Here is a 26,142-nt window from a genome sequence, read left to right on the forward strand (position 1 = left end):
CTGTCGGGCTAACGGAGGTTTTTTATGCAGATTTTCAAGGTTGGCGGTGCCGTACGTGATCGCTTGCTGGGCAAACCGGTTACGGACATCGATTGGGTGGTGGTCGGCGCCACAACAGAAGAAATGCTCGCCAAGGGTTATCGCCCGGTCGGCTCGGATTTCCCGGTATTTCTTCACCCAAAAAGCGGCGAGGAATACGCCCTCGCCCGCACCGAGCGTAAAAGCGGTCGCGGTTATGGCGGCTTCACCTTTCACGCCAGCCCCGAAGTCACGCTTGAAGAAGACCTGATTCGTCGCGACCTGACCATCAACGCCATGGCCGAGGACGATCAGCTGAACCTGACCGATCCGTACCATGGCCAGCGCGATCTTGAAGCTCGAATCCTGCGCCACGTTTCTCCGGCGTTCGCCGAAGATCCTCTCCGCGTTCTGCGTGTTGCCCGCTTTGCCGCGCGTTACGCCGGGCTCGGCTTCACGGTCGCGCCGGAAACCCTGGAACTGATGCGCCAGCTCAGCGAGTCCGGTGAACTGGAGGCGTTGACCGCCGAACGCAGCTGGAAAGAAATCTCCCGTGCACTGCTGGAAGATCGGCCGCAGGTATTTATTGAGGTGCTACGCGACTGCGGCGCGTTAAAGGTACTGATGCCGGAAGTCGACGCGCTTTTTGGTGTGCCACAACCGGAAGCGCATCACCCGGAAATCGATACCGGCCTGCACACACTCAGCGTGCTGGAGCAGTCGGCGCTGCACAAACAGCCGCTGACCGTGCGCTGGGCTTGTCTGCTGCATGACCTCGGCAAAGGCCTGACGCCGGAAGAAGAGTGGCCACGGCACATCGCCCATGAGCACACCGGCCTCAAGCTGATCAAAGCGGTCAACGAACGCTTCAAGGCGCCGAAGGATTGTCAGGAGTTAGCGCTACTGGTCGGCAAGTACCACACTCATGGACACCGGGCGCTGGAGTTAAAGGCTTCGACATTGCTGGAGCTGCTGCAGAGTTTTGACGTGTATCGCCGACCGCAGCGCTTCGAAGAATTTATTGCTGCGTGCGAGATGGATGCGCGGGGACGCAAAGGGCTGGAACAGAGAAGTTATCCACAGGCGGATTACTTGCGCGGCGCTGCCAAGGTTGCGCGGGAAGTCGCGGTGCAACCGTTGCTGGAGAAGGGATTCAAGGGGCCGGAGCTGGGTGAGGCGCTGAAGCGTGAGCGACTGAAGGCGTTGAAGGCTTACAAAGAGAACGCCTGAGGCAAGATCAGAAGATCGCAGCCTGCGGCAGCTCCTACGCGGGAATATGCGTTTCTCTGCAGGAGCTGCCGCAGGCTGCGATCTTTTGCTTTAAAGATTCGGCGGGGTTAACTGCTTACCCCGCCACTCGAACGCCACCGGCGCCAGCACCTGATCAATCTGCGCCTCAGCCCACAACGTCGCGAAGCTTTTTCCCACACCCGGATGCATGCGATCCGGCGCAATCAGCGACAGCGGCCACAGCACAAAGGCATTTTTCAGAATCTCCGCGCGCGGCAGAACCAGCCCGTCGAAATTTCCCGCCAGTTCGCCATACAGCAGCACATCGATATCCAGCGGCAGCCCCTTGCGATCCGGTGCGTAGCGACCGTTGTCGGCCTCAATGAATTTCAAGCGACGATCCAGCTCCATCAGCGGCAGGTCGGTATACGCCGACACCACAAAGTTGAAGAACGGCCCGCTTTTGATCCCGACCGGCTGGCTTTCGAACACCGCCGAACAGCGGATATCCACCAGAAACGTCGCCAAAGCGTCGAGACCAGCGCACAGATGAGTTTCGCGCTCGATATTGCTACCGAGCCCGAGGTAGACCTGAGTCAGCGACATCCGCGCTCGATCTCCACACCCACGCCACCCTTGGCCGCTGGCACCGCACCTGGCTTGGTCAGCTTCAAGCGTACCCAAGTGATGTTGAATTCGCTCATCAACACTGCGACCAGACGCTCGGCAAAGGTCTCGACCAATTGAAACTGCGCCTGCTCGGCAAAGGCCTGGATTCGCGCGGATACGCTGGCATAGTCGAGCGCCAGGGTCAGGTCGTCACCGGCGGCGGCCGGGCGATTGTCCCAGGCGAAGCTCAGATCAAGTCGCAGGCACTGTCGGATGCCGCGCTCCCAGTCGTAGGCACCGATCACGGTGTCGACTTCCAGGCCCTCGATAAACACTCTGTCCAAGCACTTCTCTCCACTGCACGACAAGGGCGCAATGCGCCGTTAGAATCAGGGCGTCCTCGCCCGGAATAGTTAGCATGTTTTGGTTACTGGCGACTCTCGCCTACCTGCTCGGCTCGCTGTCCTTCGCCATTTTGCTCAGCCGCCTGACCGGAAACCCGGATCCGCGAATGAGTGGCTCGGGCAATGCCGGCGCCACCAACATGCTGCGCCTGGCCGGTCGCAAACTGGCGATCCTGACCCTGCTCGGTGATCTGTGCAAAGGCCTGGTGCCGGTGCTGATTGCCTCGGCAGTGGGCCTTTCGCTACAGGATCAGGCGTGGATCGGCGTGTGCGCCGTGATCGGTCACCTGTTCCCGCTGTACTTTCGCTTTCGTGGCGGCAAGGGTGTCGCCACCGCTGCCGGCATGCTGCTGGGCCTGTATCCGCCCGCCGCGCTGCTGGCAGTATGCGCCTGGTTGCTGACGTTTTACCTGACCCGCACCAGCTCGCTCGCAGCACTGATCGCCACCCCCTTGACCCTGCCGCTGCTGGCCTGGCAGGAACCGGAGGCGCTGTTGCCGATGAGCGCGCTGACACTGCTGATCGTCTGGCGCCACCGCGGCAATCTACGCGACCTGTTTGCCGGGCGCGAACGGCATTTCTGAATACCGTCCATGAGCGCCACTCATCACAGCGCCGACAACTGCTCCATCGGCCAGCGCGCCTGCACGCTGATTGCCAGACTTTCCTGCTGACCGGCCTGCAAGCGCTGGCAACCGGCAAACGCGATCATCGCGCCATTGTCGGTGCAGAACTCGGGACGGGCGTAGAACACATCACCTTTCATGTCGCCGAGCATCTTTTCCAACGAAACGCGCAAGGCTTTGTTGGCGCTGACGCCACCAGCGATCACCAGACGCTTCATGCCGGCCTGCTTCAGGGCCCGTTTGCACTTGATGGTCAAAGTCTCCACCACGGCCTGCTGGAACGCCAGCGCGATGTCGCAACGGGCTTGCTCGTTGTCGTCCCCGGCGCTGACGCACTGCTGCCAGGCGTTGAGAGCAGAGGTTTTCAGACCACTGAAGCTGAATTGCAGACCCGGGCGATCGCACATCGGACGCGGAAAGGTGAAACGTCCTGCGACGCCCTTCTCGGCCAGTTTGGCGATTTCCGGGCCACCCGGATAATTGAGGCCCATCATCTTCGCGGTTTTGTCGAACGCTTCGCCGGCGGCATCGTCGAGGGTCTCGCCGAGCAGGCTGTACTGGCCAATGCCATCGACCTGAACCAGCTGCGTATGACCGCCGGAAACCAACAAAGCGACGAACGGAAATTCCGGCGGTTTTGGCTCGAGCATCGGCGCCAGCAAGTGGCCTTCCATGTGGTGCACACCGAGCGCAGGAATACCCCAGGCAAAGGCCAGTGCCTGAGCACAGGAAGCACCGACCAGCAGCGCGCCAACCAGCCCAGGACCCGCGGTATAGGCGATTGCATCGATCTCGGTCGGCACGCAGTCCGCCTCGGCCAACACCTGACGGATCAAGGGCAGCATGCGTTTTACGTGGTCACGCGAGGCGAGCTCCGGCACCACACCGCCATAGGCACGGTGCAGGTCGATCTGGCTGAACAGTGCGTCGGCCAGCAGGCCACGTTCGCTGTCGTATAATGCGACGCCGGTTTCGTCGCAGGAGGTTTCTAATCCCAGTACTAGCATGGGTTTGCGCCTTGTTTAGGCTGAATTCGAAGGCGCGCATAATAGTCGCCGCGTGATGCCCCGACCAGCGGTTTTCGATCAGAGGCTTTGCATTCCGAGCGATGAGGGGTTAACATCCGCAACCCTTAAAAACCGACGTCTTCAAGTGCTCTTTTGCCGCGAGGATGTTGACCCCGGTAATGAATGAAGGTAGCTCTGGATGCCAGCCGTCAAAGTTAAAGAGAACGAACCCTTCGACGTAGCTCTGCGTCGTTTCAAGCGCTCCTGCGAAAAAGCCGGTGTACTGGCTGAAGTTCGTAGCCGCGAATTTTACGAGAAGCCAACTTCTGAGCGTAAGCGCAAAGCAGCAGCCGCTGTTAAGCGTCACGCCAAGAAAGTTCAGCGCGAACAGCGCCGCGCCGTTCGTCTGTACTAATACACAGACGTTCGTAGCAAGCTTCTTGCCTAAGCCCGGCTCTCAGCCGGGCTAATGGCATTTGCGTAAAACGCTTGATGCTTCACCGTCGAAGCCGCACACGCGACCGAGACAAATCTGCTTCACACGTCAGACCTGGCTCTTTTGCCAGCGGTGCACGTCTTTTCTGACGAGCCTTTCAAGGCTACTGACGAGCACACCCACTGATTCCTCTCACGACGATCAGCCCAAGGCACCTGCATGCGTGCCCGCTTTATTGAGCTATCCGAGGCCCTCAACCAGCCGTCAGCGGATTCAGCGCAACACTTTCAAATAGTCGAAGACTGATGAGTACTAACGTCAGTGGATTTTCGGCAGATACACTTCCCGACAGCGATTACGCAGACGACACCGGTCGAGCCGCATATTTTGCGTGCCTACAGTAACGACCCGCGTCCGACCGCCCTTCGTATCGGACTATTTACAGCGCAGACGACGAGAACGCCATGGCCGGGCTGATTCCCCAGAGCTTCATTGACGACCTGCTGAACCGCACCGACATCGTCGACGTGGTCAGCTCGCGCGTGCAATTGAAGAAGGCCGGCAAGAACTACACCGCCTGTTGCCCGTTTCACAAAGAGAAAACCCCGTCGTTCAGCGTCAGCCCCGACAAGCAGTTCTATTACTGCTTCGGCTGCGGCGCCGGCGGCAATGCCCTCGGCTTTCTCATGGATCACGACAACCTGGATTTTCCTCAGGCTGTCGAAGACCTGGCCAAAGCCGCCGGCATGGAAATCCCTCGCGAAGAAAGCGGCCGCGAGCGCAAGCCACGGCAACCGACCGATTCGCCGCTATACCCGTTGCTCACCGCCGCCGCCGACTTTTACAAGCAGGCGCTCAAGAGCCATCCCGCCCGCAAGGCTGCCGTGGATTACCTCAAGGGCCGCGGCCTGACCGGCGAAATCGCCCGCGACTTCGGTCTCGGTTTCGCGCCGCCGGGCTGGGACAACCTGTTCAAACACTTGAGCAGTGACACACTCCAGCAGAAAGCCATGATCGACGCCGGCCTGCTGATCGAGAACGCCGAAACCGGCAAACGCTATGACCGCTTCCGCGATCGCGTGATGTTCCCGATCCGCGATACCCGTGGGCGGATCATCGCTTTCGGCGGTCGCGTGCTAGGCGACGACAAGCCGAAATACCTGAACTCACCGGAAACCCCGGTATTCCATAAAGGCCAAGAGCTCTACGGCCTTTATGAAGCGCGCAAGAACAACCGCAACCTCGACGAAATCATCGTCGTCGAAGGTTATATGGATGTCATCGCCCTCGCCCAGCAAGGCTTGAAGAATGCCGTCGCAACACTGGGCACTGCGACCAGCGAAGAACATCTGAAGCGCCTGTTCCGTGTCGTACCCAACGTACTGTTCTGCTTCGACGGCGACCAGGCCGGCCGCAACGCCGCGTGGCGCGCACTGGAAGCAACGCTGTCGAGCCTTCAGGATGGACGTCGCGCACGCTTTCTGTTTCTGCCCGAAGGCGAAGATCCGGACACTCTGGTGCGTGCCGAAGGCACTGACGCCTTCAAGGCCCGGATCAATCAGCACGCTCAGCCGCTGGCAGATTATTTCTTCCAGCAACTGACCGAAGAGGCCGATCCACGCTCGCTCGAGGGCAAGGCCCACATGGCCACCCTCGCCGCACCGCTGATCGACAAAGTGCCTGGGGCGAACCTGCGCATCCTGATGCGTCAGCGCCTGACCGAAATTACCGGCCTGAGCAGCGAGACCGTCAGTCAGCTCGCACAAAGTGCGCCGCAGGAAGCACCGCCCGCCTACGATCCAGGCATCGATTACGACGCAATGCCGGATTACAGCGACTACCATCAGCCGCAGGCACAAGACATGTATGTGCCGCAGCAGGAGTGGACGCCGAAGAAACCCGGTGCTGGCGGTAAAAAATGGGACAAGAAGCCCTGGGACAAGAACGGCAAGCGTGGTGGTGATCGCGATCAGCAACGCCCGCGCACGCCGATTGGCGTCGAATCGCCAACCCTGACCGCCCTGCGTACGTTGCTCCATCACCCGCAACTGGCCGAGCGCGTCGAAGATGCCGGACACATTGCGGACGAGAATCAGACCAACGCCCAGTTACTTGTGGCGCTGCTCGAAGCCGTACAGAAGAATCCCAAGCTAAACTCATTTCAGTTGATCGCGCGATGGCACGGCACTGAACAGGGTCGCCTGCTCAAGGCACTGGCAGAAAAGGAATGGCTGATTGACGGAGATAACCTTGAACAACAGTTTTTCGACACCATTACTAGCTTGTCAGCCCGCCAACGCGAGCGAAATCTGGAACAGTTGCTCAGGAAAGCGCGTCAAAGCGAATTGAGCATCGAAGAGAAAAATCAACTGCGCGACCTACTAAGTCGCAATGTTTCCGCATCAAACCCGACCTCAACTGGCGCGTGAGGTCATAGCTCAGGTATAATCCTCGGCTTGTTTTTTGCCCGCCAAGACCTTCAGTGGATAGGGTGTTATGTCCGGAAAAGCGCAACAGCAGTCTCGTATTATTGAGTTGATCAAACTGGGTCGTGAGCAGAAGTATCTGACTTACGCCGAGGTCAACGACCACCTGCCCGAGGATATTTCAGATCCTGAGCAGGTGGAAGACATCATCCGCATGATTAACGACATGGGGATCCCCGTACACGAGAGTGCTCCGGATGCGGACGCCCTTATGTTGGCCGACGCCGATACCGACGAGGCCGCTGCGGAAGAAGCAGCCGCTGCGTTGGCAGCGGTGGAGACCGATATCGGTCGCACCACTGACCCAGTGCGCATGTACATGCGTGAAATGGGTACGGTCGAGCTTCTGACTCGTGAAGGCGAAATCGAAATCGCCAAACGTATCGAAGAGGGCATCCGTGAAGTGATGAGCGCAATCGCGCACTTCCCTGGCACGGTTGACCACATTCTCTCCGAGTACACCCGCGTCACCACCGAAGGTGGTCGCCTGTCCGACGTTCTGAGCGGTTATATCGACCCGGACGACGGCATTGCGCCGCCTGCCGAAGTGCCGCCGCCGATCGAAGCGAAAGCTGCCAAAGCTGACGACGACACCGACGACGATGAAGCCGAATCTTCCGATGACGAAGAAGAAGCCGAAAGCGGTCCGGATCCGGTTATCGCTGCCCAGCGCTTTGGCGCCGTGGCTGACCAGATGGAAATCACCCGCAAGGCCCTGAAAAAGCACGGTCGCAACAACAAGGCAGCGATTGCCGAGTTGCTCGCACTGGCCGAGCTGTTCATGCCGATCAAACTGGTACCGAAGCAATTCGAAGGCCTGGTCGAGCGTGTTCGCGGTGCCCTGGATCGTCTGCGTCAGCAAGAGCGCGCGATCATGCAACTGTGTGTACGTGATGCACGTATGCCACGCGCCGATTTCCTGCGTCAGTTCCCGAGCAACGAAGTCGACGAAAGCTGGTCCGACGCCCTGGCCAAAGGCAAGAGCAAGTACGCCGAAGCCATCGGTCGTGTGCAGCCGGATATCATTCGTTGCCAGCAGAAACTGATCGCGCTGGAAACCGAAACCGGTTTGACCATCGCAGAAATCAAGGACATCAACCGTCGCATGTCGATCGGTGAGGCCAAGGCCCGCCGCGCGAAGAAAGAGATGGTTGAAGCCAACTTGCGTCTGGTGATCTCGATCGCCAAGAAGTACACCAACCGCGGCCTGCAATTCCTCGATCTGATCCAGGAAGGCAACATCGGTCTGATGAAGGCGGTGGACAAGTTCGAATACCGTCGTGGTTACAAGTTCTCGACTTATGCCACCTGGTGGATCCGTCAGGCGATCACTCGCTCGATCGCCGACCAGGCCCGCACCATCCGTATTCCGGTGCACATGATCGAGACGATCAACAAGCTCAACCGTATTTCCCGGCAGATGCTGCAGGAAATGGGTCGCGAACCGACTCCGGAAGAGCTGGGCGAACGCATGGAAATGCCTGAGGACAAGATCCGCAAGGTATTGAAGATCGCTAAAGAGCCGATCTCCATGGAAACGCCGATCGGTGATGACGAAGACTCCCATCTGGGTGACTTCATCGAAGACTCGACCATGCAGTCGCCAATCGATGTCGCCACTGTTGAGAGCCTCAAAGAAGCGACTCGCGAAGTGCTGTCCGGCCTCACTGCCCGTGAAGCCAAGGTATTGCGCATGCGTTTCGGTATCGACATGAACACCGACCACACACTCGAAGAAGTGGGCAAACAGTTTGACGTAACGCGTGAGCGGATCCGTCAGATCGAAGCCAAGGCGCTGCGCAAGCTGCGCCACCCGACGCGAAGCGAGCATCTGCGCTCCTTCCTCGACGAGTGATACCAGAACCCCCGGCCCAGGCCGGGGGTTCTGTTTATATGGCAGATTAAATCCTTCGCAACGCCCCTCCCCCGCATACCCCGTCTACACTCGAAACAATCATCCCCGAGCCATAACGAGAGCGTTATGCCCAGATTGGCGTCCGTGCTTTTTTTGCTGTCACTGATGATCTGGACCGCAACGGCTGACGCGCTGACTCTGACCGATGAAGAACGTAGCTGGCTGGCGGCTCACCCGGACTTGCGCCTGGGTGTCGATGCGTCGTGGCCGCCCTTTGAATTTCGCGACGACCAGAACCGCTATCAGGGCCTGGCGGCCGACTATATCGACGTGATTCGCCAACGCCTGACGATCAAATTGACCCCCATCGAACCGGTGAGCTGGACGGTGGTGCTGGAACAAGTGAAGTCGGGCAAGATCGACCTTCTACCCGGCATCATGTCCACCCCTGAACGCCAGACCTACCTGTCGTTCACCCGCCCTTATCTCGACTTCCCGATCGTCATCCTCGCCCACATCGGCGGCGCGCAACCACGCAAGCTCGACGACCTGTACGGCTTGAAGATCGCCGTGGTGGAAAACTATGCACCCCACGAACTGCTGCGCACCCATCACCCTGATCTGAATCTGGTGGCTATGCCGAATGTCAGTTCGGCATTGCAAGCGCTGGCGACCGACGAAGTGGACGCCGTTGTCGGCGACCTCGCTTCCAGTGTCTGGAGCCTGCGTCAGCTCAAGCTCGACGGTTTGTACGTCAGCGGCGAAACCCCGTATCGCTACCAACTGGCAATGGCCGTGCCCCGCGATAACAAGGTACTGGTGGGGATTCTCGACAAAGTGCTCGCGGACATGAGCCCTGATGAAATCAGCAGCATTCAGGAGCACTGGGTCGGCAACGTCCTTGATCACCGGACATTCTGGTCGGACCTGCTGATCTACGGTTTACCGGGGCTGTTGTTGTTGGTGACGATTCTCGCCGTGGTAATCCGCATCAACCGCCGCCTGAGTTCGGAAATCGCCCGACGTATCGACCTCGAACAGGAATTGCGCAGCAGCGAATACCACTATCGCGGCCTGGTCGAGAGTCTGTCGGCCATTGCTTGGGAGGCGCGAATGAGCGACTTCACCTACAGCTATGTGTCGCCCCACGCCGAAGACTTGCTCGGCTACCCACAATCCCATTGGCTGATCCCCGGTTTCTGGCACAACATCATTCATCCGGCCGATCTGACTCGCACGCAAAGTTACTGCAAAGAAGCCCTGCGCGAGGGTCGCGATCACATCGTCGATTATCGAGTCATCACCGCTGACGGCCGTTGTTTGTGGGTGCGCGACATCGTCAGCCTGATCGAACACGGTCATGAGCCGGTGATGCGCGGCTTGATGATCGACATCAGCGAAATCAAGCGCACTGAAGAGGCGCTGCGGCTTTCGGAACAGAAATTCGCCTCGGTCTTCCAGCAATGCCCGGACATTCTGGTGATTGCACGGCTGTCCGACGGTTGCCTGCTGGAGGTCAACGAAGCGTTTGAAGAACAGATCGGGCTGAAAGCCGAGGAAGTCCTTGGCCAGACGGCGACCGACCTCAATATCTGGGGCATTCCCGGCGTTGGTCCGGGACTGCTGCAACGTTTGCAGGCGGGCAGCATTCGCAACCTGGAGATGCCCTTTCGCCGCAACAACGGCCAGTTGTTCACCGGCCTGATTTCCGCCGAGCCGTTTGATCTGGATACCACGCCAGCCTTGGTGGTCGTTGTACGTGACATCACCCAGCTCAAGGAAACCCAGCAGCAACTGCAAACCTCCGAGGAGAAGTTCGCCAAAGCCTTCCATGCCTCACCGGACGGTTTGTTGTTATCGCGCCAGAGCGATGGCTTGCTGCTGGAGGTCAACGAAGGTTTCAGTCGCATTACCGGTTTCAATAGCGCCATGTCGGTGGATCGTTCAGCGCTGGATCTGGGCATCTGGGTCAATCTCAATGAACGCAAACAGATGCTCGACCTGTTGCATCGCGACGGTTTTGTGCGCGACTTCACCTGCCACATCCGCCGCAGCGACGGGCAGATTCGCCTCTGTGAAGTTTCCAGCCGTCCGCTGCCGATCGGTGAAGAAGACTGCATGCTGACCATCGCCCGGGACATCACCGAGCGCCATCTGATGCAGGAAAAACTGCAACAAGCCGCCACCGTGTTCGAAAGCACCGCTGAAGGCGTATTGATCACCGACACCCAACAGCACATCAGTGCGGTCAACCGTGCCTTTACCGAGATTACCGGTTACAGCGAAAGCGAAGCGCTCGGGCATACGCCTCGCCTGCTCGCCTCCGGCCTGCACGACAGCGCCTTTTACGCGGCAATGTGGCACCAGTTGACCGACGAAGGTCACTGGCAGGGCGAGATCTCCAACCGGCGCAAGAACGGCGAGTTGTACCCGAGCTGGCTGACCATCAGTGCTGTGCGCAACCGCGACAAGTTCATTACTCACTTTGTCGCGGTATTTGCCGACATCTCCAGTCTCAAGCATGCGCAAGCCAAACTCGACTATCAGGCACACCACGACCCGCTCACCGGCCTGCCGAACCGCACACTGTTCGAAAACCGCCTGTTGATGGCACTGAACAGTCAGCAGGAAAACGGCGGTCAGGGCGCCGTGCTGTTTCTCGATCTCGACCGCTTCAAACACATCAATGACAGCCTCGGCCATCCGGTCGGCGACCTGCTGCTCAAGGGCATCGCCGTGCGCCTGAAAGAGCAACTGCGCGACATCGATACCGTGGCGCGTCTGGGCGGTGACGAATTCATCATTCTGCTGCCCGGCCTGCAACAGGCCAGTGATGCCGACAACATTGCCACCAAACTGCTCAACTGCTTTGGTGCGCCGTTCCAGGCTGGCGAGCATGAGTTCTTCATCAGCGCCAGCATCGGCACCAGCCTCTATCCACGGGACGGTTGCGACGTCGCCACACTGGTGAAAAACGCCGACGCAGCCATGTACCGCTCCAAGGCCAAGGGCCGCAACCGCGTCGAGAGCTACACCCGCGACCTCACGGCCCAGGCCAGCGAGCGCATCGCGCTGGAACACGAACTGCGCCGGGCTATCGAGCGCGATGAACTGTTTCTCTACTACCAGCCGAAAATCAGCCTCGACGATCATCGCCTGGTCGGTGCAGAGGCGCTGATTCGCTGGCGTCACCCGACTTTCGGCGACGTACCGCCAGAGCACTTCATTCCGTTGGCCGAAGAGAACGGCATGATCCTGCAGATCGGTGACTGGGTGCTGGAGACCGCGTGCCGGCAAATGTTCGAGTGGAATCAGATCTACGACAGCCTCGGCCCACTCTCGGTAAACCTCGCCGGCGCGCAACTGCGTCAACCGAATCTGCTTGGGCGCATCGAACAACTGCTCAACGACAACCACCTGCAGCCGGATTTACTGCAACTGGAAATTACCGAGAATTTCATCATGAGTCAGGCCGAAGAGGCGCTGGCCGTGTTGCACCAGCTCAAACACCTCGGCGTACAACTGGCGATCGATGATTTCGGTACCGGATATTCCTCGCTCAGTTACCTCAAGCGCCTGCCGCTGGATATCCTCAAAATCGACCAGTCGTTTGTCCGCGGATTGCCCGACGACCCCCACGACGCGGCCATTGTCCGAGCCATCATCGCGCTGGGACGGAGCATGCAATTCACGGTCATCGCCGAGGGCGTGGAAACCCAGGCGCAACAACAATTCCTCGCCGCTGAAGGTTGCGAGCAGATCCAGGGCTACATTGTCAGCCTGCCGTTACCACCAGAAGAATTCGCAGCAACGTTTCTTCGTGTAACCGTATCGGATTATTCGGATAGCACAGCCGAGAAACCGTCGCTATAATCCGCGACCTACTGAGGGCCTATAGCTCAGTTGGTTAGAGCAGAGGACTCATAATCCTTTGGTCCACGGTTCAAGTCCGTGTGGGCCCACCAAATACGAAAGCCGCGCCAATGCGCGGCTTTTTCTTGGGCGATGGTTTGGTCTTTGCAAGTGCAATATTCGGAAGACTTCCCCGAGGACTGTAGGCAACTTCCGAAGCTGTCGTTTGAGGCAGTTTGGCGCCTGTTGGTCTTTTCTTTGGCGGGATACTCTCAAGACGTCGCTGCTCATCAGCGGCCGGGCTTGGAAACCCGTCGAAATCAGTAACCAGCAACAGCGCTTGCACTTGAGTCATGGCGGCTGTGCGTGGGACGTCTTCGGACGTGCCGGTTCCTGGTTTCCGGTTTTCCAACCTGCGCATAGCTGCCACCCATTCGATTGGAAACGAGAGTGGTAGCTCCTCACACCAGGAGTAAGACCATGACCGAATCAACTAAACCCACCCTTATGACCTGAAAACAATCGGCCTCACCCCCTTCATCCACTGCTCCAACCAACCCCTCTTCCATGTCAGCGCCGGCGTCCCGATTGGCGATGCCCTGTCTCAAGCCTCGGACCTGCTGTTTCTGGTCAAAGCCTTCGCTGAAGACGCCGCCTACGACAAAAAAACCGACCGTCATGCCTGGGGTGCTTATTTCCTCGCGGCGATGAGCAAAGCGGTGATTGATGATGTGGTGAAGGTCGTCAACCATCAAAGCTTTACGACACGGAATCAAACGCAGGTTTAGCGCTACTTTCCTCGACACGCGCCCCGTTGAATCGGGGCGCCGATGCCACTACAACCTGATATCCAATGATATGTAGCCTGGAAATGATTAGGAGGCATGGTACATCGAGAAGCAGACCAGTATTGTCTGCCAAGCAGATTTATAAGGGAGCCATGAATGGCCGTCAGTAACTACATAGAAGCGGTGGAGATCATTCGTCGACTGGAAGGAGGGATCACACGCCCATTCCTGTGTCGTGCAAACAATGACAAGCACTATGTGGTCAAAGGCTTGGAACTACCGCCCGCCGAACGCATTGCCGAACTACTCTGCGCCCGTTTGGCTGCTCAGTTCGGCCTACCGATCCCCGAGCACGGCTGTATCTATGTCGATCCAGCCTTGTTGCGTTATAACCCGGAAGCTCGCAGTGATCTCGGACCAGGGGACAGCTACGCCCTTGCCTACGTCGCCGATGCTGCTGACCTGCTGTATTCACAAGCACTAAAGGTTCCGAGCAGCCTTCAAAAAGCCGTCTTCGTTTTTGATTACTGGGTCGGTAACAGTGACCGCCAGTTGGGACCATTTGGTGGGCGTCCAAATCTGCTGATGTGCAGTACCAACAATCAGCTACAGCTGATCGATCACAACCAGGCATTCCAATGGCCACTGGATGCTTCAAGGTTTGCTGAAAGCCATGTGTTCGGCCCCGAAAATCGGGAATGGCGTTTGGATCTGGTCGACAAAGTTGAATACGCATCAGCGGATGCATGACACTGCTGGACGATTTCGTGGCCTATGCTCAGACATTCCCGAAGAGTGGTGTGAGTCCATTGGAGCACTCGGACTGGAAACGCTGCTTGAGAAAATTGAACGCAGCCTGATGCTTTGCCAATCGGACGAATTCTGGAGCGTCCTGAAATGAAATACACCTGTCTTTACAGCATTGTGCGCTTCGCGCCTTTTGCGGAAACCGAAGAATTTGCCAATGTGGGCATCCTTCTCTCGGCACCTGCTATTGGCCGCATGGAGTACAAACTCGCTCGTAAAAATCTGAAACGGGTCAATCATTTCTTTGAGTGCAGCAACCTATTCGCGAAGGCTATGGAGATAGCCCAAAACGAACTGGACAGCATTCGCCTCATGACAGCAGGCGCTCAAGAATCGCAGATCGTTAACCACTTTCGATTCATGACGGAGCCGAAGGAGTCGATGATTCGCTTCAGCCCCATGCGATCAATACTCGTGGAAAACCTCGATGCGACCCTAGCTACGCTGTTCAACCGCTACATAGATCGCCAAGGCATAGGCCGCGAGCGGCGCGAGGAGATCATGGTTCGGGATATTCGAGAATTGTTTTCGCAAGCGTCTATTCGTAGTTTTCGCGATGACACCCTGACTGGCGATCTGACCAAACTTCATCTTCCCTTGGTACATCGCAACAAGGTCGTAGCGGCTATTAAACCCTTGGCTTTTGACCAGTCAGAGCCCAGCGCAATACTCGATCACTGCGATCAGTGGCTGATGAAATTCGTGAGAGCGGAGCAGGAAGGCATAATTCAGCTGCAAAACGTGCTTATCCCCGTAAGCACTCCTGCGGAAAGTGAATCCCCACGCCACCGCAAAGCGGTACAAGTTGCCAAGGAAAGCATTGAGGCACGTGGTCTACAACTGGTGGATTTCCAGGCAACACAGAAAATTGCCGACTTCGCACAGCGCTACGCTCAATAGTTGCTATTCGCTCTATAAAACCGTGCATTTGCGCGGCTTTTCCGTTTTTGTGTGATGTCTATATCTCACCCGCGGAGCCTGTAACATGCGCAGGCCAACCAACCCGCGCCCCATGGAGCCGCCCTTGCCAGACATCCGCCCACCCGTGCTCGATGAAATCGACCGTCAGCTGATCGCCGCCCTGCAGATCAATGCCCGTGAGAGCGTGGCCATGCTCGCCCGGCAATTGGGCATTGCGCGCACCACCGTGACTTCGCGACTGGCGCGGCTGGAAAAGGCCAAAGTGATCACCGGTTACGGCGTGCGTCTCGGTCAGCGCGTGGTCGATGGCGGCTTGCAGGCTTACGTGGGGATCAAGGTGCAGCCGCGTTCCGGCAAGGACGTGGTGCGCCGGTTGAGTGCGATGGCGCAGGTGCAGCAACTGTGTGCGGTGAGTGGCGAGTTTGATTATGTGGCGTGGTTGCGCACCGATTCGCCGGAGCAACTGGATCAGTTGCTCGATCAGATTGGCAGCGTGGACGGGGTGGAGAAAACCACGACGTCGATCATTTTGAGTAGCAAGATTGATCGGGGGCAGCCGGTTTAAGATTTTGATCGGGCTTCTCGGGTGAATTTCAGTGCGTCTTCGCGAGCAGGCTCGCTCCCACATTTTGGTCGGTGTGCAGCCTCCAATCGTCATATTGATCGTTAATCTGGCAAAACGACGACACTTTGCGTCTTATTAACGTGTTCTACGCTCCCTAGAATGGCTGGCATCTTTTCCTATACTCAGACGCGCATCCTGCGTCGGGTCGCCAGCAAGGTCAGCCATGAACAAGAACAATCGCCATCCTGCAGACGGTAAGAAACCAGTCACCATTTTCGGTCCGGACTTTCCGTTCGCCTTTGACGACTGGATCGAACACCCGGCCGGTCTCGGCACTATTCCTGAGCACAACCACGGCGCCGAAGTGGCGATTGTCGGCGCCGGCATCGCCGGTCTGGTGGCCGCTTACGAGCTGATGAAGCTCGGACTGAAACCGGTGGTTTACGAGGCCTCGAAACTCGGTGGTCGTCTGCGCTCGCAGGCGTTCAACGGCACGGACGGCATCGTCGCGGAACTGGGCGGCATGCGTTTCCCGGTGTCCTCCACCGCGTTCTATCACTACGTCGACAAGCTCGGCCTTGAGACCAAACCGTTCCCGAACCCGCTGACGCCGGCCTCCGGCAGCACCGTGATCGATCTGGAAGGCAAAACCCATTACGCACAGAAACTGGCGGATCTTCCTGCACTGTTCCAGGAAGTGGCTGACGCCTGGGCGGATGCCCTGGAAGCCGGCTCGCAGTTCGCCGATATCCAGCAAGCCATTCGCGACCGCGATGTGCCGCGCCTGAAAGAGCTGTGGAATACCTTGGTGCCGCTGTGGGACGACCGCACGTTCTATGACTTCGTCGCCACCTCCGAGGCCTTCGCCAAGCTGTCGTTCCATCACCGCGAAGTGTTCGGTCAGGTTGGTTTCGGTACCGGCGGCTGGGACTCGGACTTCCCCAATTCGATGCTGGAAATCTTCCGTGTGGTGATGACCAACTGTGACGATCACCAGCACTTGGTGGTCGGCGGCGTCGAACAGGTTCCACAAGGCATCTGGCGCCATGTGCCGGAACGCTGCGTGCACTGGCCTGAAGGCACCAGCCTGAAATCCCTGCACCGTGGCGCACCGCGTTCCGGCGTGAAGAAAATCGCCCACGCGCCAGATGGCCGTTTCGCGGTCACCGACAACAACGGCGACACCCGCGAATACGCCGCCGTGCTGACCACGTGCCAGAGCTGGCTGCTGACCACGCAGATTGAATGCGACGAAACCCTGTTCTCGCAGAAGATGTGGATGGCGCTCGACCGCACGCGCTACATGCAGTCGTCGAAGACATTCGTGATGGTCGACCGGCCGTTCTGGAAGGACAAGGACCCGGAAACCGGCCGCGACCTGATGAGCATGACCCTCACCGATCGCCTGACCCGCGGCACCTACCTGTTCGACAACGGCGACGACAAGCCGGGCGTGATCTGCCTTTCCTATTCGTGGATGAGCGACGCTTTGAAGATGCTTCCGCATCCGGTGGAAAAGCGCGTTGAGCTGGCGTTGAATGCATTGAAAAAGATCTACCCGAAAGTGGACATCGCTGCGCGGATCATCGGTGATCCGATCACCGTGTCGTGGGAAGCTGACCCGTACTTCCTCGGTGCATTCAAGGGCGCGCTGCCCGGCCACTACCGCTACAACCAGCGCATGTACGCGCACTTCATGCAGGACGACATGCCCGCCGAGCAGCGTGGGATCTTCATCGCCGGCGACGATGTTTCGTGGACGCCGGCATGGGTTGAAGGCGCGGTGCAGACTTCGCTCAACGCGGTTTGGGGGATCATGAAGCATTTTGGCGGCGCGACACATAAAACGAACCCGGGCCCGGGTGATGTGTTCAAAGACATCGGCCCTATCGCCCTGCCCGAGTAAGAGGAATCCCTGATGCGTGTAGCCCTTTACCAATGTCCACCGCTGCCCCTGGACCCCGCCGCCAACCTGCAACGCCTGCATCAACTGGCGATGGAGGCCAAGGGCGCCGACCTGCTGGTGTTGCCGGAGATGTTCATGACCGGCTACAACATTGGCGCCGAAGCGGTGAGTACACTGGCCGAGGTCTACAACGGCGAATGGGCGCAGCAGATCGGCCGGATCGCCAAGGCTGCCGGTTTGGCTATTGCGTATGGTTATCCCGAGCGCACCGCCGATGGGCAGATTTACAACGCCGTGCAGTTGATCGATTCGCACGGTGAGCGCCTGTGCAATTACCGCAAGACGCATCTGTTCGGTGATCTGGATCGCTCGATGTTCAGTCCGGGCGATGATGACTTCCCCATCGTCGAACTCAACGGCTGGAAACTCGGTTTCCTGATCTGCTACGACCTCGAGTTTCCGGAAAACACCCGACGTCTGGCACTCGCTGGCGCCGAACTGATTCTGGTGCCAACGGCGAACATGATTCCGTTCGATTTCGTCGCCGACGTCACCGTGCGTTCGCGCGCCTTCGAAAACCAGTGCTACGTGGCCTACGCCAACTATTGCGGCAGCGAAGGCGACATCCATTATTGCGGGCAAAGCAGCCTCGCCGCACCGGATGGCAGCCGTATCGCCCAGGCCGGACTCGACGAAGCGCTGATCATCGGCGAACTCGATCGGCAGTTGATGCTCGACTCACGCGCCGCCAATCGCTACCTCAGTGATCGCCGCCCGGAGCTTTACGGCGCGCTCAACCAGCGCTAATCCGCTAGCATTGGCACTTCACTGTTCTGGAAGTGCCCATGCCTGCGCCGACCCACCCCTGCCCCCACACTGAAACCCTGGCCAACGGCTTGCGCGTGACCCTGCGTCATGTGCCTGACCTGAAGCGCTGCGCGGCTGCTTTGCGCGTGGCCGCCGGTAGCCATGACGTGCCGCTGGCGTGGCCGGGGCTGGCGCATTTTCTTGAGCATTTGCTGTTTCTCGGCACCGAGCGTTTTCCCACGGGCGAAGGGCTGATGGCTTACGTGCAAGGTCACGGTGGGCAAGTGAATGCCAGCACGCGTGAACGCTCTACAGACTTTTTCTTTGAGTTGCCGAACCGAGTATTCAGCGGTGGCCTGGAGCGTCTGTCAGACATGCTCGCCAGGCCGCGTATGAATCTGGACGATCAGTTGCGCGAACGCGAAGTGTTGCAGGCGGAATTTGTCGCCTGGTCGCAGGATCCTGCGGCGCAGCGGCAGTTTGCGTTGTATGAAGGTTTACCAGCAGACCATCCACTGCGCGGGTTTCACGCGGGTAACCGGGACAGCCTGAAGGTTGAAGATCCGGCATTTCAGCAGGCGTTGAAAGATTTCCACCAACAGTTTTATCAGACCGGGCAGATGACCTTGAGTCTGGTCGGGCCACAGAGCCTTGAAGAATTGAAATTGCTGGCGGAGCAATTCGCGGCGGCGTTACCGGCTGGGGATAAAGTTATGCAGGCTGCGCCCCTGCCGCTGGCGGTGAAAAGTTATCAACAGGTCGATGAGCAGTGCGCCAATCTGATGTTTGCCTTCGATGCCCTGCCTGAATCGTCCACCGAGGCTTTGGCGTTTCTTTGCCATTGGTTGAACAGCGCCAAGCCCGGCGGATTGCTCGCGCATTTGCAGCAGCAAAAACTGGCGAATGGATTAAACGCGGCGCCGGTTTATCACTTTGCCGGACAAGCGTTGCTGCACCTGGAATTCACCGCTCCCACCGAATCGCTAGTAGCCATTCGCGAACAACTGCTCGATTGGTTGAGCTTCTTCGCTCAGCAGGATTGGACGTCACTGCACAAAGAATACGCAGCCCTGCTTCAACGTCGGCAGCAAGTGAGCGGCGCACTGCAACTGGCACGGTTCGACAGTGAGCAGCTGGAAAACGGCCTGTCCGATGCCGGCGTTGAAGCACTTACACAGATACTCCGCGAAATCGGCACTGTGGATAACTTCAGTGCTCACTGGCACCTGCCTGCCGCCAATCCATTCCTGCGCGCCAGTGAACCTTTGGCCAATGCCGGGCTGATTCGCGGCCAGACCAGCGCCCACCGAGGCCTGCGTACATTTGCTCAGGATCGCTCGCGCGGACGCCGCGAACGCTCGCCGATGCAGTTCAGCCAGGCTTTGCCGGACAGCGGCGATGACGGCGCGATCTACCTGCGTTGGCAGGTGGAAGCGGCAGCCAGCGCGGATCTGCTCTCAAGGTTGCAACGCAGTCTTCGGCTCATTCTGCAAGATGCGCGTGAGGCCGGGGTCGATTTGTCTTTTAGCGCCGCAGGCAATCAATGGCTGCTGAAGCTCACCGGCCTGCAAGAGCCGATGCCCAGCGTCCTTGAGCACGCGCTGAAATGTCTGACGCAAGTTGATGCGGATTCCCCGCGCAGCGAGCCGGAAACGCCGCTTGTCGCCATCCGCCAACTGCTTAAAGCACTGCCGGAACAGGTTCTGCAACCAGCAAAAACCGGCGATGACGCCAAACACCTGTGGACAACTTCGCGCTGGGACGGCCTCGCACTGGGCCTCAACCAACCAACGCAATCCGCCATGGGCCTGGCCCTGAGCCGCATACCCGGGATCCCGGACAATCAGTTGCCCGGGCCAACAGTGATCTTCGCGCAAAAGCACTGGCGCCACATCGATTCCGCATCCAGCGAACATGCCTTGCTGCTGCATTGCCCAACCGCCAGCCGTGACATCGCAGACGAGGCAGCGTGGCGAATGCTCGCACAACTGTGCCAGACACCGTTCTATCAGCGTTTGCGCATCGAACTGCAATTGGGCTACGCCGTGTTCAGTGCGCTGCGGCAGATCCAGGGTCAAACCAGTCTGCTGTTCGGCGTGCAATCGCCAAGTGCCAAACCTGCGGAGTTGCTTGAACACATTCAACAGTTTCTCAACGGCATTCCCGCGCTGATCGAACAGCTTGATGAAGCCAGCCTCAGCCAACACCGGCAAAACCTCGTCGATCAATTCGACGACGCCACGCTGGCCGGCAAAGATGCAGCCGAATTGCTCTGGCAGGCCAGGCTCACGGGCCACTCGTCGGATTATCTTGAGCAACTGATTGCTGCCATCGGCCAACTGGATCGCCAGGCACTGCTCAGCGCTACACAGCGCCTGATCAACGCCGAAGGCGGCTGGCTCTGCCTCGCCAGCGATCCAGCGCCCGAAACCCCATGGCAAGCGGCAAATTGATCATTACCGAGGCTGCAAGGAGCTTTCTCAAAGATTCACGGGCAATCCCGGTGAAATTTTGAGTAACATAGCAGCCTAACTATTTGGAACATCTCTGCGCTGCCGTGGACTATAACTATGGACAGCGCTATCCCACCCACCCTGAGGAGACACACCATGTCCTGGACAAAACCTGCTTACACCGACCTGCGTATCGGCTTCGAAGTCACCATGTACTTCGCCAGCCGCTGAGTTCTGCTCACGTAGAATTGCAGTGCAACGCCTCGGCTCGCCGAGGCGTTTTATTTTCCGCGTTGAAATGATGGAGTGTTCATGTTCGTCCAGATTCTGGGTTCGGCCGCTGGCGGCGGTTTTCCGCAGTGGAACTGCAACTGCGTCAATTGCGCAGGCTTTCGCGACGGCAGCCTGAATGCCAAGGCCCGCACCCAATCGTCCATCGCGATTTCCGACGACGGCGTGAACTGGGTGTTGTGCAACGCCTCGCCAGATATCCGCGCGCAACTGCAAAGCTTCGCCCCGATGCAACCGGGCCGCGCCCTGCGTGACACCGGCATCAGCGCGATCATCCTGATGGACAGCCAGATCGACCACACCACCGGCCTGCTCAGCCTGCGCGAAGGCTGCCCGCATCAGGTCTGGTGCACGGACATGGTTCATGAAGATCTGAGCACCGGTTTCCCGCTGTTCAAGATGCTCACGCACTGGAATGGCGGGCTGGACTGGAATCGCATCGAACTCGACCAGAGCTTCACCGTGGCAGCGTGCCCAAACCTGCGTTTCACCCCGCTGCCACTGCGCAGTGCTGCGCCGCCGTACTCGCCGCACCGCTTCGATCCGCACCCGGGCGACAACATCGGTCTGATCGTTGAAGACCTGAACACCGGCGGAAAATTGTTCTATGCGCCGGGTCTGGGCAAGGTCGATGCGCCGTTGCTGGAGATCATGGCGGGCAGTGATTGCCTGTTGGTCGACGGCACGATGTGGGATGACGATGAAATGCAGCGCCGTGGCGTTGGCACCCGCACCGGTCGCGAGATGGGCCATCTGGCACAGAACGGACCTGGCGGCATGCTCGAAGTGCTGGAGCAGTTGCCTGAGCAGCGCAAAGTGCTTATCCACATCAACAACACCAATCCGATTCTCGATGAGGATTCGCCGGAACGTGCGGAACTGGCGCGGCGTAATGTTGAAGTGGCGTTCGATGGCATGAGTATTGTGTTGTAAGCCGTAGACACCGATGCGCGGCCCTTCGCGAGCAGGCTCGCTCCTACATTGGAATGCGATCACCTGTAGGAGTGAGCCTGCTCGCGATAAGGCCGGCACAGACACCAGAAACTTCTAGGGTTGTTCCCCGGAGAACCGCAATGACCGACACCCCACTTTCCCCGGCCGAATTCGAAGCGGCCCTGCGCGCCAAAGGCGCCTACTACCACATCTACCACCCGTATCACGTGGCGATGTACGAAGGCCGCGCCACTCGCGAGCAGATTCAGGGCTGGGTCGCCAACCGCTTCTACTATCAGGTGAACATCCCCCTGAAAGACGCGGCGATCCTCGCCAATTGCCCGGACCGGGAAATCCGCCGCGAGTGGATTCAGCGCCTGCTCGACCACGACGGCGCCCCCGGCGAAGACGGCGGCATCGAAGCCTGGCTGCGTCTCGGTCAAGCGGTCGGTCTCGACCCGGATCAACTGCGCTCGCAGGAACTGGTGCTGCCCGGCGTGCGTTTCGCCGTCGATGCCTACGTCAACTTCGCCCGTCGCGCCAGTTGGCAGGAAGCCGCCAGCAGCTCGTTGACCGAACTGTTCGCGCCGCAGATTCACCAGTCGCGCCTCGACAGCTGGCCGCAGCATTACCCGTGGATCGACCCGGCCGGTTACGAATACTTCCGCACCCGCCTCGGTCAGGCGCGGCGTGATGTCGAGCATGGTCTGGCGATCACGCTGGAGCACTACAAGACCCGCGAAGGCCAGGAGCGCATGCTGGAAATTCTCCAGTTCAAACTGGACATTCTTTGGAGCATGCTCGATGCCATGAGCATGGCCTACGAACTGAACCGCCCGCCGTATCACAGCGTCACCGAACAACGGGTCTGGCATAAAGGAATCACCTTATGAGTTTCGACCGCAGCAAAGTCCCGACCTGGCGTCCCGGCTATCGTTTCCAGTACGAACCGGCGCAGAAAGGCCATGTGCTGCTCTACCCCGAAGGCATGATCAAACTCAACGAAACCGCTGCGTTGATCGGCGGTTTGATCGACGGCGAACGCGATGTCGCGGCGATCATTGCCAAACTCGATGAGCAGTTCCCCGGCGTGCCCGAGCTCGGTGACGACATCGAGCAATTCATGGAGGTTGCCCGTGCGCAGCACTGGATCGAACTTGCCTGATCTGCCGGCCAAGCCTGAAATCGGCCTGCCGCTGTGGCTGCTCGCCGAGCTGACCTACCGCTGCCCGCTGCAATGCCCGTACTGCTCCAATCCACTGGATTTTGCCGAGCAGGGCAAAGAGCTGACCACAGAACAATGGATCAAGGTATTTCGCGAAGCGCGGGAGATGGGCGCGGCGCAATTGGGCTTTTCCGGTGGCGAACCGCTGGTGCGTCAAGATCTCGCCGAGCTGATTCATGAAGCGCGACAGTTGGGTTTCTACACCAACCTGATCACTTCGGGCATCGGCCTGACCGAACAGAAAATCAGCGACTTCAAGAAGGCCGGCCTCGATCACATCCAGATCAGTTTCCAGGCCAGCGACGAGCAAGTGAACAACCTGCTCGCAGGCTCGAAAAAAGCGTTTGCGCAGAAGCTGGAAATGGCCCGCGCGGTGAAGGCCCACGGCTATCCGATGGTGCTGAACTTCGTCACCCATCGGCACAACATCGACAAGATCGACCGCATCATCGAGCTGTGCATTGCCCTCGAAGCCGACTTCGTCGAGCTCGCCACCTGCCAGTTCTACGGTTGGGCGCAGCTCAATCGTGTCGGCCTGTTGCCGACCAAGGAACAACTGGTCCGTGCGGAACGCATCACCAACGAATACCGCGCAAAACTGGAAGCCGAAGGGCATCCGTGCAAGCTGATTTTCGTCACCCCGGATTACTACGAAGAACGCCCGAAAGCCTGCATGAACGGCTGGGGCAGCATCTTTCTGACGGTTACCCCGGACGGCACCGCCCTGCCCTGCCATGGCGCCCGACAACTGCCGGTGCAATTTCCCAATGTGCGCGATCACAGCATGCAGCACATCTGGTATGACTCGTTCGGCTTCAACCGCTTTCGCGGTTACGACTGGATGCCCGAGCCGTGCCGCTCCTGCGACGAGAAAGAAAAAGACTTCGGCGGCTGCCGCTGCCAGGCGTTCATGCTCACCGGCGATGCGAGCAATGCCGACCCGGTGTGCAGCAAATCCGAACATCACGGCGTGATCCTCAAGGCCCGCGAAGAAGCCGAGACCGCCACTCAAACCATCGAACAACTGGCCTTTCGCAATGAACGAAACTCACGCCTCATCGCCAAGGGCTGAGCCTTTCAGCGCCTCGCAAGCCGTCGCTGCCGGCATGGACTTCGCCGAGTTGCAGCTCGGCGCCAACGGGTTGTTCTGGAATGAATATCGACCGGAAGATGCCGCGTGCCGGATCTGGCATTGGCGCGATGGCGTGGCGAAATGTCTGACGCCGGATGGCTTCAGTGTGCGCAGTCGCGTGTACGAATATGGCGGTGGCGCGTTTTGTCTGACGCCTGACGGGGTGGTTTTCGTTGCTGAGGCGGATCAGCAGTTATACCGCCAGAACCTCGGTAGCAGGCCGGAAGCACTGACCTCGGGTGAGTGTCGTTACGGCGATCTGCATTTTGCTTTCGGCCAAGTGCTGGCGGTCGAAGAACAGCACGATCAGCATCGGCTGGTAGCGATTGATCTGGCGGATGGCGCGCGACGGGTGCTGGCCGAAGGTGCAGATTTCTACGCGGCGCCTACCCTCAGCCCGGATGGTCAGCGTTTGGCGTGGATCGAGTGGAGCCGGCCTCATCAGCCTTGGACTTCAACACGATTGATGGTGGCTGACGGTGATTTTTCTGCGCCCCGTTGCGTGGCGGGAGACCAGGTTGAGGAGTCGATTCAACAACCGCGATTCGATGCCGAAGGTCGTTTGTACTGCCTGACTGATCGGGGTGGTTTCTGGCAGCCGTGGGTTGAAACTAGCGATGGCTTGAAACCACTGCTCGCTGCGCAGGCCGATCATGCGCCGGCACCGTGGCAACTCGGCGGCTGCACTTGGTTCCCTGTTGGAGATTCCTTTTTAGCCAGTTGGAGCGAAGGTGGTTTCGGGCGCCTGACGCTTGCCGATGAAGATTACACGGGGGACTACAGCCGCTTCCGCCATTTGGCGCTGGATACACAGAACATCTACTGCATCGCCGCCTCGCCTATCACCCCTTCGGCGGTCATCGCTATTGATCGAACCAGCCGCGAAGTTAAAGTGCTGGCCGGTGGTGTTGCGCCCCTGCCCGCTGAGCGCATCAGCCGTCCGCAAACCCTGCGCTACCCAAGCGGTACAGGTGAAGCCCACGGTTTCTTTTATCCGGCCATGAGCGGCGAGACAAAACCGCCGCTGGTGGTGTTCATCCATGGCGGCCCGACATCGGCCTGCTACCCGATGCTCGACCCGCGTATTCAATACTGGACGCAACGCGGTTTCGCCGTCGCCGATCTTAACTATCGCGGCAGCAGCGGTTATGGCCGGGAATATCGACAGGCACTGCATCTGAGCTGGGGCGAGGTGGATGTCGAGGATGCTTGTGCGGTGGTGAGTTATCTCGCCGAACAGGGTTTGATCGACGGTGAACGCGCATTCATTCGTGGCGGCAGCGCAGGCGGCTACACCACATTATGTGCGCTGGCGTTCAAACAGGTTTTCCGCGCCGGAGCGAGCTTGTACGGCGTCAGCGACCCGGTTGCATTGGCTCGGGCAACGCACAAATTTGAAGGTGATTATCTGGACTGGCTGATCGGTGACCCCGAGCAAGACGCCGAACGCTACGCCGCCCGCACGCCGCTATTGCACGCAAACAATATCCGCGTGCCGGTAATCTTTTTTCAGGGTGAACTGGACGCTGTCGTAGTCCCGCAACAAACCCGCGACATGGTCACGGCACTCGAGAACAACGGCATCCCGGTCGAAGCGCATTACTATCCCGACGAACGCCACGGCTTCCGCCGCGCGGCCAATCAGGCGCATGCGCTGGAGCAGGAGTGGAAGTTCTATCGGCGGGTGATGGGATTGGCGGACTGATCGCTGCGCCCCTGTCAAAACCGAGTTGCCGCACTCGCGAGCAGGCTCGCTCCCACATTGGATCTGTGTTGTTCACAAACCCCCTG

At 58.9% G+C, this 26,142-nt stretch carries 23 protein-coding genes and 1 tRNA gene; 21 read left to right on the forward strand and 3 right to left on the reverse strand.

Translation table 11 applies throughout. The annotated features are described in order from the left end of the window. Nucleotides 1-24 precede the first annotated feature (24 nt). Nucleotides 25-1,248: a multifunctional CCA addition/repair protein gene (locus CCX46_RS27725; protein WP_127930001.1), complete on the forward strand. Its 1,224-nt coding sequence runs from the start codon at nt 25-27 to the stop codon at nt 1,246-1,248. 90 nt (nt 1,249-1,338) lie between these two features. Here CCX46_RS27725 and folK read toward each other — a convergent pair whose 3' ends face one another. Together folK and folB are read right to left on the reverse strand one after the other, a co-directional pair. Next, entirely contained in the window at nt 1,339-1,854 is a 516-nt protein-coding gene (gene folK / locus CCX46_RS27730) for a 2-amino-4-hydroxy-6-hydroxymethyldihydropteridine diphosphokinase (protein WP_127930002.1), read from the reverse strand. Continuing rightward, a complete protein-coding gene (gene folB, locus CCX46_RS27735) occupies nt 1,845-2,201 on the reverse strand; it encodes a dihydroneopterin aldolase (protein WP_127930003.1) in 357 nt (118 codons plus the stop codon). The genes folK and folB overlap by 10 nt, the downstream gene beginning before the upstream one ends. A 74-nt stretch (nt 2,202-2,275) precedes the next feature. Here folB and plsY point away from each other — a divergent pair, with 74 nt between their 5' ends. Further along, nucleotides 2,276-2,845, forward strand: a complete 570-nt coding sequence (gene plsY, locus CCX46_RS27740; protein WP_064390790.1) for a glycerol-3-phosphate 1-O-acyltransferase PlsY — start codon at nt 2,276-2,278, stop codon at nt 2,843-2,845. 23 nt (nt 2,846-2,868) lie between these two features. On the opposite strand, the gene tsaD is transcribed toward plsY, so the two are convergent. Continuing rightward, nucleotides 2,869-3,894, reverse strand: a complete 1,026-nt coding sequence (gene tsaD / locus CCX46_RS27745; RefSeq protein WP_034155077.1) for a tRNA (adenosine(37)-N6)-threonylcarbamoyltransferase complex transferase subunit TsaD — start codon at nt 3,892-3,894, stop codon at nt 2,869-2,871. 199 nt (nt 3,895-4,093) lie between these two features. Between tsaD and rpsU the strand changes: the two genes are divergently transcribed. From rpsU to CCX46_RS27840, 19 genes are all read left to right on the forward strand, one after another. Then, the gene (gene rpsU, locus CCX46_RS27750; RefSeq protein ID WP_002551877.1) at nt 4,094-4,309 is read left to right on the forward strand and encodes a 30S ribosomal protein S21; all 216 of its coding nucleotides are present in this window, start codon (nt 4,094-4,096) and stop codon (nt 4,307-4,309) included. Between the two features lie 485 nt (nt 4,310-4,794). Next, nucleotides 4,795-6,759 carry a DNA primase gene (gene dnaG / locus CCX46_RS27755; RefSeq protein ID WP_127930004.1) on the forward strand — a complete coding sequence of 655 codons (1,965 nt, stop codon included), beginning with the start codon at nt 4,795-4,797 and terminating at the stop codon, nt 6,757-6,759. Nucleotides 6,760-6,826: 67 nt separating this feature from the next. Then, nucleotides 6,827-8,671: an RNA polymerase sigma factor RpoD gene (gene rpoD / locus CCX46_RS27765; protein WP_127930005.1), complete on the forward strand. Its 1,845-nt coding sequence runs from the start codon at nt 6,827-6,829 to the stop codon at nt 8,669-8,671. 126 nt (nt 8,672-8,797) lie between these two features. Next, nucleotides 8,798-12,544 carry a bifunctional diguanylate cyclase/phosphodiesterase gene (locus CCX46_RS27770; protein WP_127930006.1) on the forward strand — a complete coding sequence of 1,249 codons (3,747 nt, stop codon included), beginning with the start codon at nt 8,798-8,800 and terminating at the stop codon, nt 12,542-12,544. A 15-nt stretch (nt 12,545-12,559) separates the two neighbouring features. Then, nucleotides 12,560-12,636, forward strand: a tRNA-Ile gene (locus CCX46_RS27775). A 399-nt stretch (nt 12,637-13,035) separates the two neighbouring features. Further along, nucleotides 13,036-13,311 carry a DUF3077 domain-containing protein gene (locus tag CCX46_RS27780; protein ID WP_127930461.1) on the forward strand — a complete coding sequence of 92 codons (276 nt, stop codon included), beginning with the start codon at nt 13,036-13,038 and terminating at the stop codon, nt 13,309-13,311. 156 nt (nt 13,312-13,467) lie between these two features. After that, on the forward strand, nt 13,468-14,061 hold the full coding sequence (locus tag CCX46_RS27785; RefSeq protein WP_238704363.1) for a HipA family kinase: 594 nt from the start codon (nt 13,468-13,470) through the stop codon (nt 14,059-14,061). Beyond that, on the forward strand, nt 14,054-14,212 hold the full coding sequence (locus CCX46_RS31065) for a HipA family kinase (protein WP_342212541.1): 159 nt from the start codon (nt 14,054-14,056) through the stop codon (nt 14,210-14,212). Before CCX46_RS27785 ends, CCX46_RS31065 begins: the two co-directional genes overlap by 8 nt. Beyond that, nucleotides 14,209-15,018, forward strand: coding sequence for a DUF3037 domain-containing protein (locus CCX46_RS27790; RefSeq protein WP_127930007.1), 810 nt, complete (start codon nt 14,209-14,211; stop codon nt 15,016-15,018). Before CCX46_RS31065 ends, CCX46_RS27790 begins: the two co-directional genes overlap by 4 nt. 124 nt (nt 15,019-15,142) lie before the next feature. Further along, nucleotides 15,143-15,604, forward strand: coding sequence for an Lrp/AsnC family transcriptional regulator (locus CCX46_RS27795; RefSeq protein WP_127930462.1), 462 nt, complete (start codon nt 15,143-15,145; stop codon nt 15,602-15,604). A 223-nt stretch (nt 15,605-15,827) separates the two neighbouring features. After that, nucleotides 15,828-17,510, forward strand: a complete 1,683-nt coding sequence (locus CCX46_RS27800) for a flavin monoamine oxidase family protein (protein ID WP_127930008.1) — start codon at nt 15,828-15,830, stop codon at nt 17,508-17,510. 12 nt (nt 17,511-17,522) lie between these two features. Continuing rightward, a complete protein-coding gene (locus tag CCX46_RS27805) occupies nt 17,523-18,317 on the forward strand; it encodes a carbon-nitrogen hydrolase family protein (protein WP_127930009.1) in 795 nt (264 codons plus the stop codon). Nucleotides 18,318-18,355: 38 nt separating this feature from the next. Then, nucleotides 18,356-20,770, forward strand: a complete 2,415-nt coding sequence (gene pqqF / locus CCX46_RS27810; RefSeq protein WP_127930010.1) for a pyrroloquinoline quinone biosynthesis protein PqqF — start codon at nt 18,356-18,358, stop codon at nt 20,768-20,770. Between the two features lie 156 nt (nt 20,771-20,926). Further along, the gene (gene pqqA / locus CCX46_RS27815; protein WP_003422658.1) at nt 20,927-21,001 is read left to right on the forward strand and encodes a pyrroloquinoline quinone precursor peptide PqqA; all 75 of its coding nucleotides are present in this window, start codon (nt 20,927-20,929) and stop codon (nt 20,999-21,001) included. An 81-nt stretch (nt 21,002-21,082) separates the two neighbouring features. Beyond that, a complete protein-coding gene (gene pqqB, locus CCX46_RS27820) occupies nt 21,083-21,994 on the forward strand; it encodes a pyrroloquinoline quinone biosynthesis protein PqqB (RefSeq protein ID WP_108225161.1) in 912 nt (303 codons plus the stop codon). A gap of 140 nt (nt 21,995-22,134) precedes the next feature. Beyond that, complete coding sequence (gene pqqC / locus CCX46_RS27825; RefSeq protein ID WP_042606685.1) at nt 22,135-22,887, forward strand: pyrroloquinoline-quinone synthase PqqC; 753 nt, start codon at nt 22,135-22,137, stop codon at nt 22,885-22,887. After that, nucleotides 22,884-23,159 (forward strand): pyrroloquinoline quinone biosynthesis peptide chaperone PqqD, encoded by a 276-nt coding sequence (pqqD, locus tag CCX46_RS27830; RefSeq protein ID WP_095050301.1) that lies wholly within the window; start codon nt 22,884-22,886, stop codon nt 23,157-23,159. The genes pqqC and pqqD overlap by 4 nt, the downstream gene beginning before the upstream one ends. Next, nucleotides 23,152-24,291, forward strand: coding sequence for a pyrroloquinoline quinone biosynthesis protein PqqE (gene pqqE / locus CCX46_RS27835; protein ID WP_410479235.1), 1,140 nt, complete (start codon nt 23,152-23,154; stop codon nt 24,289-24,291). The genes pqqD and pqqE overlap by 8 nt, the downstream gene beginning before the upstream one ends. Further along, nucleotides 24,257-26,056, forward strand: a complete 1,800-nt coding sequence (locus tag CCX46_RS27840) for a S9 family peptidase (RefSeq protein ID WP_127930011.1) — start codon at nt 24,257-24,259, stop codon at nt 26,054-26,056. The genes pqqE and CCX46_RS27840 overlap by 35 nt, the downstream gene beginning before the upstream one ends. Nucleotides 26,057-26,142 lie beyond the last annotated feature (86 nt).

Source organism: Pseudomonas sp. RU47 (assembly GCF_004011755.1).
In the GTDB taxonomy this organism is placed as follows: Bacteria; Pseudomonadota; Gammaproteobacteria; order Pseudomonadales; family Pseudomonadaceae; genus Aquipseudomonas.

Excerpts from the sequence above, each read along its gene's own strand:
- CCX46_RS27725 (WP_127930001.1), top strand. The coding sequence starts at position 25 with ATGCAGATTTTCAAGGTTGGCGGTGCCGTACGTGATCGCTTGCTGGGC.
- folK (WP_127930002.1), bottom strand. The coding sequence starts at position 1,854 with ATGTCGCTGACTCAGGTCTACCTCGGGCTCGGTAGCAATATCGAGCGC.
- plsY (WP_064390790.1), top strand. The coding sequence starts at position 2,276 with ATGTTTTGGTTACTGGCGACTCTCGCCTACCTGCTCGGCTCGCTGTCC.
- tsaD (WP_034155077.1), bottom strand. The coding sequence starts at position 3,894 with ATGCTAGTACTGGGATTAGAAACCTCCTGCGACGAAACCGGCGTCGCA.
- rpsU (WP_002551877.1), top strand. The coding sequence starts at position 4,094 with ATGCCAGCCGTCAAAGTTAAAGAGAACGAACCCTTCGACGTAGCTCTG.
- dnaG (WP_127930004.1), top strand. The coding sequence starts at position 4,795 with ATGGCCGGGCTGATTCCCCAGAGCTTCATTGACGACCTGCTGAACCGC.
- rpoD (WP_127930005.1), top strand. The coding sequence starts at position 6,827 with ATGTCCGGAAAAGCGCAACAGCAGTCTCGTATTATTGAGTTGATCAAA.
- CCX46_RS27770 (WP_127930006.1), top strand. The coding sequence starts at position 8,798 with ATGCCCAGATTGGCGTCCGTGCTTTTTTTGCTGTCACTGATGATCTGG.
- CCX46_RS27785 (WP_238704363.1), top strand. The coding sequence starts at position 13,468 with ATGGCCGTCAGTAACTACATAGAAGCGGTGGAGATCATTCGTCGACTG.
- CCX46_RS31065 (WP_342212541.1), top strand. The coding sequence starts at position 14,054 with ATGCATGACACTGCTGGACGATTTCGTGGCCTATGCTCAGACATTCCC.
- CCX46_RS27790 (WP_127930007.1), top strand. The coding sequence starts at position 14,209 with ATGAAATACACCTGTCTTTACAGCATTGTGCGCTTCGCGCCTTTTGCG.
- CCX46_RS27800 (WP_127930008.1), top strand. The coding sequence starts at position 15,828 with ATGAACAAGAACAATCGCCATCCTGCAGACGGTAAGAAACCAGTCACC.
- CCX46_RS27805 (WP_127930009.1), top strand. The coding sequence starts at position 17,523 with ATGCGTGTAGCCCTTTACCAATGTCCACCGCTGCCCCTGGACCCCGCC.
- pqqF (WP_127930010.1), top strand. The coding sequence starts at position 18,356 with ATGCCTGCGCCGACCCACCCCTGCCCCCACACTGAAACCCTGGCCAAC.
- pqqB (WP_108225161.1), top strand. The coding sequence starts at position 21,083 with ATGTTCGTCCAGATTCTGGGTTCGGCCGCTGGCGGCGGTTTTCCGCAG.
- pqqC (WP_042606685.1), top strand. The coding sequence starts at position 22,135 with ATGACCGACACCCCACTTTCCCCGGCCGAATTCGAAGCGGCCCTGCGC.
- pqqD (WP_095050301.1), top strand. The coding sequence starts at position 22,884 with ATGAGTTTCGACCGCAGCAAAGTCCCGACCTGGCGTCCCGGCTATCGT.
- CCX46_RS27840 (WP_127930011.1), top strand. The coding sequence starts at position 24,257 with ATGAACGAAACTCACGCCTCATCGCCAAGGGCTGAGCCTTTCAGCGCC.